A 13,702-nucleotide genomic window follows, 5' to 3' on the forward strand; every position below is an offset into this window, starting at 1 on the left:
TGCTATTAGTTCCTGTTTTATCATAAACAATTTCCAAAGGTGCTATGGAAGAGTATATTTTTACATAATCGCGCTTATTTTTATCTTCTTCCAAACCGCCATAGTATGCCACGGTACGATTCATTAGTGGCCCATACTCAAAATCAACTCGACCCTGATCTTTTTCATAGACACTCACTGGTTTTTTATTCGCGTTGTATTTGATCTGTTGTGGGGTATGGGTTTTGTAATAATCTTTTCCCTTAGCATTTAGATCAATCCCCGCTAAACGGTAACGCGTTTGTGTTTGGTAGTTGTAAGTACCCACCAAGGAGTTGTTTTTTATGTTTCCGTTGGCTTCGTAGGTCTGGTTATGTACTACAGCACTCCCTATTTTGGTGCTCAACAAACGGTCTTGATCATCATAGGCAAATACTTCTTCCCCTGTAAAAGCTTTGTTATGCCTACTTTTTAAATTCCCTCGTTTTACATCAAAATCAAAACTTAGGTCAAAAACAGTATTGGAACCTTTTTTTGCTTTAAATTCCTGTGGCAATCCATAAGCATCATATTTATTGGTTTTGGTAATGCCGTTTCCAATACTAATCTCGGTTAATTGCCCACGCTGATTCTGTTTTTTAATTTGCCAAAGTACTTTATTAGAGTCCTTATCGGAAATTTTTTCTAATGCACCAGACACACTATGGTACTGGTTTTTTATACTAATCGTGTTTGACTGGACCCTTTGTAATTTATTGGTACTTTTATAGGTTTCATAATCAACACGCCCCTGAGGATCATATTTAATTAACTTTTCAAAACTAGCTTTGTTTTGATCCTCTGTAATTTTTATTGGTCGTTGTTCAGTATCATAGCTATAATTGTAAGTATATCGATTAAAGGTGGTTTTATCAAACCCAATTAAAGACGTTAACTGCTTGTGAGTCGCATCATACTTATATGTTAATTCCATATCAGTTTCCTTACCTACAATGAACTTTTTAGTAGGCTTCCCATATTCATCATACTCATAAGTAGTGGTTCCATTGGCATGGCGTTCTTCCAATAGTTCTCCTAAAATGTTATACTTGTAACTATACACACCCGCAGCAGGATCATTCAGCTCAATTTTACGCCCCCAACCATCAATTTTTGTGGTGATTTTATGGCTCCCGTAATTGGTTTCTTTAGGTGTGTTATTGGCATAGTAGGTATAATTTATAGTCCCTCCAGGATCGGTCATACTAATGGTATTTCCAACAGCATCGCTAGTAGTACTTACTGTTTTTGCACCGTCATCTACACTAACCGAATTGGTTTTTATGCCGTATTTAGTGGTGACGATTTGACCAGTATACATCTGCTGCCTTATAGGTCGATTGTATTCATCATAAGAATAACTGGTCCATTGACTCGGCGAGCTAAAATAAGGTTGCGATTCTCTTTGTACTTTTCCTGCTGCATCATATTCTACTTGGGTACTTACCCAGCGATCTAAAGCATTTGTTTGTTTTGTTAAATATTCCCAACCCAAACGGTTATAACGCACCTCAGTTTTTAAACCTAAGGAGCTTTCGGTATTGTATTTAAAATTCCCGTTGCCTAAAGAATAGTATTTGGTACTAATAGTGTTCCCTAGATAATCCGTTTGTTTTGTTAATCGATTCCATCCATCGTACGCAAACTTTTGGCTTTTACCAAAAGGATCGGTTTCTTTTAGTAAATGGCCTAATTTTTTATCGTACGTATAGGTTGTTGTTAAACCTTCAATATCTGTTGCCGATATCATAAAACGACCTGTACTGTCATACTCTGAACTTTCAGCTCTATCTGCTACTCCCGATCCACTTATGGTTTTACTTATTATATTCCCAAAACTATCATGCTCATAAGTTTCGGTTAGCCAACTGGTGCCATTTCCTTTTGTTCTAAGCGTTTTTATAAAATTGTTGGTATAGGTATACTGTTCGCCAGTACTAAAGCTATCACTACCCAAAGTTGTTGTGGTAGTTTTAGCTTTTGGCCTACCTATGTAATAGTTAACCCCTGTACCTGATGGATTGTTAAAGTAGGTATTAGTAGTAGTTTTACTTCCGCCTGGATAGGTTTCTTTACTGGTTAGTACGTTGTAATAGGCATCAAAAGTATTACTTACTGTTGTGTTTATTCCAGTCAGCTTGTTTTCTGAGACTACCTTTTCTGGTATGTTTAAATAGGTTTTATTACTATTTAAGGTATACTTATTGGTATACGTTGTTATATTAAAAGGTATACCCGTAGCAGTAGCCCCACTCAAAGTACTAGATTCTACTAATGCACCCCTCTTGGTTACATCGTAAATGGATTTATTCCATATTTGAGCTATATCCTCCCCATACCAATTTGAAATTGCCATTCCATTAAAGCCTATAATACCTAAGCCATTAGCTGTAGATACTAAACCTACATATTTGTATTCTTTAAATCTGGTAAAATCATTAAATTTTTGAGTAGCCTTTTTTACAATTTTAAAGCCTTCAATATTTGGCACTTTAATTAACGGATATTTAATTTCATTAAAATAATTTCCGCTGTAAGTAAACCTAAAATCTGCATTATTCCCTATATCTGGATCATTATTTGCCACCAATCCTTCATATTCAAATTCTGTTACCAAACCATTATTTTCAACAGATTGGATACAGTACTCTTGTCTTAGATTGCTCTCATATTCATAATAATCTACCGTTCCATCACTCCTAATAAAAGCATATTGATTATTTAAATTTTGATTATTAAAGTTCGCATATGCAGAATGACCAAATCTAGTTTTCCCTCCATTTTCTCTTATGATTTCTCTTGGAGTTTCGAAAGACATATCATTATTAAACGAATTGTTTTTCAAATACTTAAAACTTTGAAATGAAGGGTAATTTTCTGGAAGTCTATTTCTAGTGCTTGGTGTAATTACACTGTGTTTTATAATATCAGTTTTCCCATCTTTATTAAAATCAACGGGCAAATAAAATCTATCTTTATGACTATCTAAAGATCTATTTCCAAAAATATGCCCCCCTTTTAAAGATTTTTCATATTCAATTCCTATAGATATAGTTTCTTTTTCAAAAAAGTTATTACCTCTTGAAATATAAAAATCCCATAAATCATTGAAATCGTCAACTGCAGCAAGTAAATCTGTTTTCCCATCACCATTATAATCACCAGGAAGTATAAGTAATGGTGTTTTACTCATGCTGAATTTATGCTCTAGGTGTAATTTATCTCCATGTTGGATAGTGTAAATTTTCACTGTCTTACCAAGAACATGTGCAATATCTATTCTTCCATCTCCATTAAAGTCACCACTGTATAATTTTGAATCGCTACGTAATGGATCTTCAAATTCCCCAATAGGAACTCTATTATTCCTAGTCGTGTTATTAAAATCAATCAAATAAGCCTGAGATTTTGTAATTGTTCTTGATTTATTACATCTATTTATAATTTTTCCATTTTTATCTAAGCAAGAAAATTCTTTTAAAAAAGTCTCAGTTGTAAATCCTAACACATCAGTGATTCCATCCCCATTATAATCTCCTGATGTAAATTCCATGGAAACATCAAAACTACCGAACTTAAGTCCTGGATCAACAATAGCTGTAAAATTAGTCCCCTCTCTTGCTGTAAATCCATTTCTAAATATTATACCATCATTAGCAATATATTTTTTCTCTTTAGGTCCATATATATGATTCCAAGCATTTATTTCTCCTCCCTTAATGACTTTATGTCTACTATTATCATTTATATCATCTCGCAAATTTCTAACTCCAAAGCCAGATACTAAGTTAAAACTTAAATAATCTGTTGGTGGACTGAATTTAACTTGTTGAGCTGGGTTTCCCAAATACCCATTACCAATATTAGCAAATGTTTCAAATAAAATCTCATTCCTGCCTTCTACTTTTCTAGAGATAATTAAGCCCGTATTAGTCGATAAATTCCCAGACCTGTCCTTTACTCGACCCAGATAAATATTTTCAAAAGGTTTGAATTTAGTTAAAAAAGTATTTCTATACTTATCTGCATTAGATATATAAAACGCTATTCCTTTAAAATCTGCTTTCTCTCTGTCTCTATTAAAATTTAAAAAATCAGCTTTCCCATCACCATTAAAATCTGCTGTTAATAATCGAGAATTTACTGAATTTCCAATACTCTTCCCTCCTATCTTAAATTCTGAAAAACTATTTTCTATTACATTATCTGAAATACTATCAAAATAATTAAACCTAATTGCAGGTAATTTTTCTAAATCCCTATTTTCTTGAACAATTTCCTTAATACGTTTAGTGCCATCACTGGCATTTTCGTGTTTTAATGCATATCTTAAATACCTTGTAGTGTTATTTGTGTTAACTAGTACATCAGTTAACAATCGTTTATTTGTAAAAAACTCCCCACCTATACCAATAGGGTTTACATTGGTTTTTGCACCATAAACAAACTGAACACGTACTTTGGCTACTGGGTCCTCCACATGATTTAAGCGCAGTGTTTTATCAATAATTGAGTAATTAAACTCTACTCTATTCCCTTGAGTATCCTCGATACGTGCTACAGACCATTCTAGTTTGGAATGTGATGTGTACGAAGATCCCGTTCCATTACGACCATACCAATAACGCAAGCCATTGGGGTGGTATACCACAAAATATTGCGGTCCGTATTTAGCTCCAAAACGAGAAGTACCTACAGACTCAATTTTTAAATTTGAATAACTTTCGGTTTGGTAGGTAGCGCCTGCTTTACCGTAAGTACCACTTTTTAAAATCAACCGTTGCCCATCTAACGTAAAGCGATCTTCTAGGTCAAAATCCACCCCATCAATAAAACCATCATGATAAGTCGTAGCCGAAGTACGGGTTATACTTGAAAGTCCGCTAATACTCCAGCCATAGCCCGCAATACCATCGCCTGCTTGGCTATTAAAACTTAAGCCTAAATTTGGAAAATGTCCCAATACGTACGAAGGTACTTCAAATGGCACCTGATACGTTAATGCCCCCGAGGGTGATACTGAAAAATCTGCTGCTATGGATTTTGCTTTTTCTTGTGCACTCAAATAAGCGGTAGTACTTAATATATATACCAGTACTACTATATATTTTATAACTGATTTCATTTACTACTTAATTTTTTATAATTTTTTTGATTGCTCGCCTAGAGTCATTTAAAACAAACTCTACTAAGTACATTCCCGACGCATAATTTGTTAAATCAACATCTGCAAAGTTTTCGGTTGTATTTATAGGAACTACAAATCCACTCCCCCCTGCTGCATCGGTCACTTGAATACTTTTTATGTAATCCGTATCGGCAAGCTCCCACTCAATACGCAAATTCCCTTTGGTAGGGTTAGGATATATTCGAAGTCTATTTATAAAATCAGTTAATTTTTCGTCTTTATTTAATGATGCTTCTTCCGTTATTTGATCTGTATCCAGTTGTTTTGCTCCCGAAGTACAGTTACCTGTTGGGCAATATTTTCGTTCTATTTGGTTTCCTACCGCATCGTAACTAAACACCAATTTGGATTGTGCTGATATAGTGGTACTGAAAAGCACCACTACAGCTATAAGTATTTTATACATTATGAATTAATTTTTTGAGAATTTTAAGAATAGTAAACTGTATTTTAAATATAATCGCATTAGACTCATAGTCGATTACATTCAACTGCTCTCGATACACTTCATTTTATTTACAATGAAGCACTCGAACCAATATATTAGTTCTACTTTCTACTTAAGTAATAAGACTTCTAATTTTGCCAAACGTGCTTCTAAGGCTTTATTATTATCTTTTTCTGCTTGTATCTCTTTTTCTTGCTCAATGGTATACAACGTCAACTCTTCAATTTTTTGCAGTAATTTATTGGTCATTTCCGAAACCTTCATATCATTTGCTCTGAACTCATCTGCCGATGGCATTTCTGGTAAGTGTTTATTTCTTTTTATAAAGGCTTCTACCTCGGCTAAGGGTTGCAGTTTGTAATCGGCTTCAAAAACCCAATCCGCGGCATCGGTTAAACTTACTTTAACCTCTTTTGCCCAAATAGTTCCATTTACAGATAGTTTATTCTGTGGATTTCTTGTTCCTATACCTACTTTTCCATCGAAAAGTGTTCTTTCTCCTTCTACTACTACTCCTCCTTCAAAATCTCCATTAAAATTAATATGTAAAATATCTGGACCGGTATGTACCAGCGCACGATTTCCTTTTTTTGACCCTTGGTCTCTTCCATCCATTCTTCCTAAACGAAAATCCGAACCTCCTACATCCATAAAACTATTTACTGTTAAATTTGAATGCACAAATGTTCCTCCTTCAAAATCTCCTGCGTAATTTAATATTAATTGATCATTACCAGCATGAACCAATGCCCTGTTACTTTTTTTCACTCCTTGTTCTCTTCCGTCTTTTTTACCTAATGTAAGATCAGAACCATCTATTTGAGCATATGCTGATGAAATTGAAAAAGTTGTAAACGTAGCAATACTTAGTAAGCGTAATAATTTAAAATCCATATATACTTATTTTGTTGGTTAATTTTTAACAAAACTAGTAACTAGAATTCACTTTCATTTTTAAAAATAAACACAGCTCTAACTACGCAACTAACAAACCGACAAGCGACATTTATATACTATAAACTGTAGTATTTACAAATAAAAAACCACACTTACCAAAAAGTTAGAATTATTGATTATAAATATTTTACACACCTAATATTACTAAATAGTTAAATTAAATATGTAGCTTATTTCGCTAAAATATAATGTTAGTCATACAACAAATGCTTTAAAATTTTTGATATTTGAGTGAATGTCTTTATTTAATTAGCAAACTAACATTTTTTTCCAGTCAAATTTTTGACTTTTTAGTTTACCAATTTCTTAAGCTAAGAATTTTGCTTTTAAACTATAAAATATACCGTATGTCGATTGTTTAAAGAAGATGACACTATCATTTTAAACCCTTAAATTATGTTACTCTAGTTACTCCAAAAATAAAATTAGCTGTTATACGAGTACTCCTTTATATTTGGATACCCTAAAAATTTAAAAAGCTACACCAATTACGGTATAGCTTTCATAATTACAATTCAATGTTAAGCAATCATTACATTTTTGACACCGGAAAACCTCGATCTCGCATAAGGGCTTCTATTTTGGCATCACGTCCACGGAATTTTTTAAAGGCTTCGGCAGGGTCCATAGCATTGCGGGGTGCAAAAAGGTATTTTACTAATTTTTTAGCGACTTCTTTGTCATAAAAACCGTCTGGAGCTTCGGTAAAAGCCTCTGCTGCATCTGCTGTTAATACATCGGCCCACATGTAACCATAATAGGCTGTTGCGTAACCTTCGCCCGAAAACACATGTCCAAAATGTGGCGTTCTATGGCGCATTACCAATTCTTTTGGCATTTTTAATTCTGCTAAGGTTTCTTTTTCAAAGGCATCAATATCAATAGTTGATGGATCCGCTAAATGTAATTTCATATCCATTAATGCCGATGCCAAGTATTCTGTAGTTGCAAAACCTTGATTAAACGTACTCGCCTTTTTAATTTTTGTTACCAAACTTGCCGGCATGGGTTTCCCTGTTTTGTAATGCACCAAATAGGTATTGATTACTTTATCGGTAGACAGCCAACGCTCCAACAATTGCGATTGAAATTCGGTATAATCACGTACGCCCCCATTTAGCATAGGGTAGCGTACCTCCGATGACAAAAAGTGTAGCGCATGCCCAAATTCGTGAAAAAAGGTGGTCGCATCATCCCACGAAACCAAAACTGGTTCACCTTCCGCAGGTTTTACAAAATTTGAATTGTTGGAACTCAACACTGTTTTTTTTCCATCAAATGTGGTGTGATTTCTGTATGTAGTTGCCCAAGCTCCCGATCGTTTGCCCACTCGTGCAAATGGATCTAAATACCACAAACCTATATGTGCTCCGCTGGAGGCATCAGTTACTTCCCATACTTTTACGTCTTCGTTAAAAACAGGTACTTTTCCTTCTTCTACAGCAGTGAACTTAAAATTAAATAGCTCGCCTGCTACATAAAACATCCCCTCTCTCAGCTTATCCAACTGTAAATATTGCTTTACCTCATCGGAATCCAAATCATATTTTTTCTTTCGCACTTTTTCGGCATAATAGCGGTAATCCCAAGGTTCAATGGTAATTTTATCCGTAGTGGCTATAGCTTGCATATCGGCAACTTCTTCATGCACCCTGGCAATAGCCGCAGGCCATACGGCTTCCATGAGTTCCATGGCATTCTCGGGTGTTTTTGCCATGCGATCCTGCAAACGCCATTCGGCATAATTTTTATAACCCAATAAACCTACACGCTCTTTACGTAGTTTTAAAATTTTAGCTATAATTTGGTTGTTATCCTTAGCATCTCCATTATCACCACGAGAGTAATAAGTTGTCCATACTTTTTTACGTAATTCCCTTTCGGTAGCATAGGTCAAAAATGGATCCATCGAGGAACGGGTGTTGGTTACGGCATAACTCTCCTCTTTACCGCGGTCTTTTGCTGCTTTAGCATAAGCTTTAACTAACGGATCCGATAGCCCCCCTAATTGATCTTTGTTTATATAGGTTACATAGCCTTCTTCATCTGCCAAAACATTAGCAGAAAATTGGGTATACAAGCCCGATAGCTCTTTATTTATAGCTGCATAGCGTTTCTTTTTTGCTACGTCAAGGGCAGCGCCTTGCATTTCAAAACTTTTATAAATCAATTCAACCACACGTTGTTGATCTGCCTCTAATGGCTTTTCCAATGAAGCTTCATACACTTGCTTTATTCGCTCAAACAAAGCTTTATTTTGAGAAATTTTGGAACTATACTCTGATAATTTAGGCGCCATTTCTTTTTGAATTTTCCTAAATTCAGGCGAAGACCTATTGGCACTTAATATTCCATAATAGGTAAACACTCTATTAAGTATACTCCCTGCTTTTTCCATAGCTACTATGGTATTTTCAAAAGTAGGAGTAGCTTTGGAAGTTGCAATAGTTTCAATTTCCTGCAAATGCAATGCCATTCCTTTTTCTAGTGCGGGTGTTACATCTGTTAATTTCATTTTATCAAACTGAGGGACTCCATTATATGGTCCCGTCCACTCTTTTAACAATGGATTCGTATAAACTTCCATTTTTAGCGCTTTTGAAGCTACTTGAGATTGTGCAGCAATTTTTGATACTGACAAACTGCTCATAGTAACTATCCCTATTATTAAAACTCCTTTTAGTTTTTTTGGTGTAATCATTATTCTTCAAAATTAAAATGTGCAATCATTTTTTTTACTAGATGCTCAAGCCAAAAGCATTTGCATTTAGTGTTAAGTAGGTGACAAACTAAAATGGAACTATTCCCGTTTTACTCGTTCCTTTTTTACCTCATCCCCTTATTCTTTACAAACTTATTTTATATGAGATTCCCAACAAGAAGTTTACTTTTAATTTCAAATCTCATTTAAATAGACAATTCGCCTTAAGAACCCTACTAAAAAATTAAAATTAACTAAAAAATGAAGCTTTAGGTAAAAAGCTTCATTTTATCACAAACTTTTAACAATTGAAAAAAATAACAGGTGTCATTTTAAGAATTTATCGATGTAACCATATAAATGAAGTCTCTTGAAGCAGAATACACGATCGAAAAATTCACAACTAAATAAGATTAAAACTTAATTTAATTCATCAAAAATCAAATTTCAATTAATTATTATCTGCAAAAATCGTTATAGTTTAAAAAAAGTAAAATTTACACCATAGTATGGCTCATTTGTACCATACTTAAGTAATTACTTGCCGCTACATTTATCCCTATCAATAAAACAAGCAATTATGAGTAGGGAAAACATACAGACCATCACCTTATCGCTTTTAATTTTATTTCTTATTTTTTTTATAGGCGAATTGGCCACTACCAATGGGGAACGAAACAAAAAAGAACTAAGTGAATACGAGCAACTCATGGGACTTGGTGAACCGCAAGCACATGTTCCGGGACCTATCGAGGTACTTAAATTAGCTGTTAAAGAATTAAGTCATCCGTTTTATGACAACGGCCCTAATGATAAAGGTATTGGCACCCAACTTTTTTATTCTATTTTACGAGTTTTAGCTGGCTACCTACTAGCTGTAGTGATTGCCATTCCTATCGGTTTTCTTATTGGGATGTCGCCTGTTTTTTACAATGCCTTACAACCTTACATACAAGTTTTAAAACCAATATCCCCGCTAGCATGGATGCCATTAGCCTTATTTGTTATTAAAGATTCAATTTTATCATCTGTATTTGTCATTTTTATTTGCTCCATTTGGCCTATACTTTTGAATACTGCTTTTGGCGTAATGTCGGTTAAAAAGGATTGGCTTAACGTGAGTAAAACACTAGAAATGGGTCCCTTTGAAACGGCTTTCAAAATTATTCTTCCGGCCGCCTTACCTACTATTTTTACGGGTTTACGGATTTCTATGGGAATATCGTGGCTAGTGATTGTGGCTGCCGAAATGTTAGTGGGCGGTACTGGCATTGGTTATTATGTATGGAACGAATGGAACAATTTGGATTTAACAAGTGTGGTGTTCTCTATACTAATGATTGGTATTGTCGGAATGGGACTGGACTTACTTATATCACAAACATCAAAATACTTCATGTACCAAGAATGAATAATGAACTAGCCCGGAGCAAGTCTGTGAGGCATATGAACGAAACTGAATTTTAATTTTGAGGCAAGCCCGGGAGTAGTATCCTTTTTGGCAACGCCAATAACAAGCCCCAGTTTATGAAAAAGTTTTTAGAAGTAAATCAATTAGCTAAAAAATACCCTATAAAAGGCGAAAAGAACACCTTTTTAAGTGTTTTTGAAAACATTAATTTTTCAATGCAAAAAGGGGAGTTTGTATGCATAGTTGGACATTCGGGTTGTGGAAAATCAACCATACTCAACAATTTAGCTGGACTAGACTCACCGTCAAGCGGAAACATTATTATGGATAATAAAAACGTAAAAAAGCCAAGCTTGGAACGCGGTGTTATTTTCCAAAACCACAGCTTACTCCCTTGGTTAAGTGTGCTTAAAAATATAAAAATGGCTATTGCTTGTAAGTTCAAAGAACTAAGTACTAAAGAAATTGAAAAGCGAGCATTGCATTTTTTAGAAATGGTTGAATTGCAGGATGCTGTTAAAAAACTGCCCCATGAACTTTCGGGCGGCATGAAACAACGTGTGGGTATTGCCCGAGCCTTTGCACTTGCTCCCGAATTGTTATTAATGGACGAGCCTTTTGGCGCTTTGGATGCGTTAACACGAGGTAAAATTCAGGACAAGCTTCTCGAAATATGTGAAAAAACGAATCAAACCATTTTTATGATTACTCATGATATTGATGAAGCTATTCTACTTTCGGATCGCATACTATTAATGTCCAATGGCCCACAAGCCCGAATTGCCGAAAGTGTTCATGTCAATATCCCCAAACCTAGAAACCGCGCAGAAATAGTAAATCACCCAAACTATTACCTCATCCGAAACCATTTGGTCGATTTTTTAATTAACAAATCCAGCGAAATAGCCAAAGGCATTCAAAACAACACTATAGACGATAGCGAAATGCCCAAAAATGTATCGTTCACTAATACTGCTGACCTAGAAAACAGAAAAGCGATGTAACCAATACCTATAGATATTATTAAATAAAGTTTCATTTTTAAATTATACTACTATGACTAAAGAAACCATGACTGAAATTATTTTGGATGCTAAAAAAGCTCAAAATAAAACTTGGGATGAATTAGGCAAAGCTACAGGACTTGATCAAGTATGTATTGCCGCGGCTTGTTTTGGCAGTGCCTCCTTATTACCCAACGAAGCCGAAGCCTTTATAAAAGCATTAGATTTAGGAACCGACGTTGCCGAAGCTTTAACGGAATACCCTACCAAAGGTGTAGGGCAAGTCATTCCTAGTGATCCATTAGTATACCGATTTTTTGAAATAGCTTATGTGTATGGCCCTGCAGCTAAATCGGTAATTCACGAAATGTTTGGCGATGGTATTATGAGTGCTATTGATTTTTCAATGGAAGTGGACAAAGTCGAAGATCCTAAAGGAGATCGTGTTCAAATTACCATGACGGGTAAATTTTTACCCTATAAAAAGTGGTAAATAACATCAATAATGATAACCTTAAAACCTAAAACTATGCCTTATAATAGCCTTGATAACCCCTATAGCGATCAATCTGATTTGTCTCACGGTGCTGGTTGTTCTTGTAATAGCTGTAGCACACACAAAAAAGTAGTTGCCTCCGAAAATCTACCAGGTAGTGAAGAAACTATTGTAAATCGATTTGTAGAAACAGCCATTGTAAAATCCTTATTTAAAGGAAATGACCTTAACCGCAGGCGATTTATTCAAGCTGTAGGCGAAAAAACCTTTAAAGCAGCACTATTTTCTGTATTGCCAATGGGCTTAATTCAATCCTGTGCAAACGACAAAAAAAAGCAGATGCAAAATGGAGGGGGTTCACAAAAAGCCGCTACTAAACTTGAAAAAACCAAACTAAACATTGGTTTTGTTCCCATAACCTGCGCTACACCCATTATTATGTCAAAACCTATGGGTTTTTATGAAAAATATGGGTTAGATGTAGATGTAATTAAAACAGCTGGATGGGCCGTAGCACGTGATAAAAGTTTAAACAAAGAATACGACGCCTCGCATATGCTTACTCCTATGCCTTTAGCCATGACATTAGGTTCTGGATCTGTAGCTGCTCCATATATTATGCCTGCTGTTGAAAATATTAATGGACAAGCTATCTGCTTACATTTAAAGCATAAAGACAAAAGAGACCCCAAACAATGGAAAGGTTTTAAGTTTGGTGTTCCTTTTGAATATTCTATGCATAATTTTTTACTGCGTTATTACGTAGCCGAATTTGGTTTGGATCCTGATAAAGACATCCAAATTAGAGTAGTTCCACCACCAGAAATGGTAGCCAATTTACGTGCTGGTAATTTAGATGGATATTTATCTCCCGATCCTTTTAATCAGCGTGCTGTATTTGAAAACATAGGCTTTTTGCATATGCTAACTAAGGATATTTGGGAAGGGCATCCTTGCTGTGCTTTTGCGTGTAGCGAAGAATTTGCCAAAACCAATCCAAATACCTACGCTGCTTTATTTAGTGCCATTATTGATGCTACTCAGTTTTCTTCAAAGCAAGAAAATAGACAAGCCATTTCCGAAGCCATTTCTCCTAAAAATTACTTAAACCAACCCACTTCGGTAGTGGCTCAGGTATTAACAGGTAAATATGCTGATGGTTTAGGTAAAGTTATAAATGCCCCGGATCGTATTGATTTTGACCCTTTCCCATGGCACTCTATGGGTGTTTGGATACTTACACAAATGAAACGCTGGGGATATGTAAAAAAAGATATTGACTTTAAAGCCATTGCCGAACAAGTCTATTTAGCTACAGATTGCGGCAACAAAATGAAAGAATTAGGCTACAAACCACCTTCTTCCACTTATAAAAAACATTATATTATGGGAAAAGAATTTGACCCAAGCAAACCTAATGAATACATAGATAGCTTTGCTATAAAAGCAACCACTTAATGAGCGCTACATTACTTCTGA

Annotated in this window: 8 protein-coding genes; 4 read left to right on the forward strand and 4 right to left on the reverse strand. The window is 35.1% G+C overall.

The window, feature by feature from the left end; genetic code table 11:
• The 4 genes from KQA_RS0215360 to KQA_RS0215375 all read right to left on the reverse strand — a co-directional run.
• A partial coding sequence (locus KQA_RS0215360) for a SpvB/TcaC N-terminal domain-containing protein (RefSeq protein WP_010182379.1) occupies positions 1–5,143 on the reverse strand: 5,143 nt, incomplete at its 3' end.
• 7 nt (positions 5,144–5,150) lie between these two features.
• Positions 5,151–5,612: a T9SS type A sorting domain-containing protein gene (locus KQA_RS0215365; protein WP_010182380.1), complete on the reverse strand. Its 462-nt coding sequence runs from the start codon at positions 5,610–5,612 to the stop codon at positions 5,151–5,153.
• Positions 5,613–5,762: 150 nt separating this feature from the next.
• Positions 5,763–6,548: a hypothetical protein gene (locus KQA_RS20795; protein ID WP_010182382.1), complete on the reverse strand. Its 786-nt coding sequence runs from the start codon at positions 6,546–6,548 to the stop codon at positions 5,763–5,765.
• A 595-nt stretch (positions 6,549–7,143) separates the two neighbouring features.
• Positions 7,144–9,312 (reverse strand): M3 family metallopeptidase, encoded by a 2,169-nt coding sequence (locus KQA_RS0215375; RefSeq protein ID WP_010182383.1) that lies wholly within the window; start codon positions 9,310–9,312, stop codon positions 7,144–7,146.
• Between the two features lie 580 nt (positions 9,313–9,892).
• Here KQA_RS0215375 and ntrB point away from each other — a divergent pair.
• The 4 genes from ntrB to KQA_RS0215395 all read left to right on the forward strand — a co-directional run bounded on the left by ntrB (position 9,893) and on the right by KQA_RS0215395 (position 13,681).
• On the forward strand, positions 9,893–10,723 hold the full coding sequence (gene ntrB / locus KQA_RS0215380) for a nitrate ABC transporter permease (protein ID WP_010182384.1): 831 nt from the start codon (positions 9,893–9,895) through the stop codon (positions 10,721–10,723).
• 116 nt (positions 10,724–10,839) lie between these two features.
• Positions 10,840–11,727, forward strand: coding sequence for an ABC transporter ATP-binding protein (locus tag KQA_RS0215385; RefSeq protein WP_010182385.1), 888 nt, complete (start codon positions 10,840–10,842; stop codon positions 11,725–11,727).
• Between the two features lie 52 nt (positions 11,728–11,779).
• Positions 11,780–12,220, forward strand: coding sequence for a cyanase (gene cynS / locus KQA_RS0215390; protein WP_010182386.1), 441 nt, complete (start codon positions 11,780–11,782; stop codon positions 12,218–12,220).
• A 12-nt stretch (positions 12,221–12,232) separates the two neighbouring features.
• On the forward strand, positions 12,233–13,681 hold the full coding sequence (locus KQA_RS0215395; protein ID WP_010182387.1) for a CmpA/NrtA family ABC transporter substrate-binding protein: 1,449 nt from the start codon (positions 12,233–12,235) through the stop codon (positions 13,679–13,681).
• Positions 13,682–13,702 lie beyond the last annotated feature (21 nt).

It is taken from the genome of Aquimarina agarilytica ZC1 (assembly GCF_000255455.1).
Taxonomy (GTDB): Bacteria; Bacteroidota; Bacteroidia; order Flavobacteriales; family Flavobacteriaceae; genus Aquimarina; species Aquimarina agarilytica.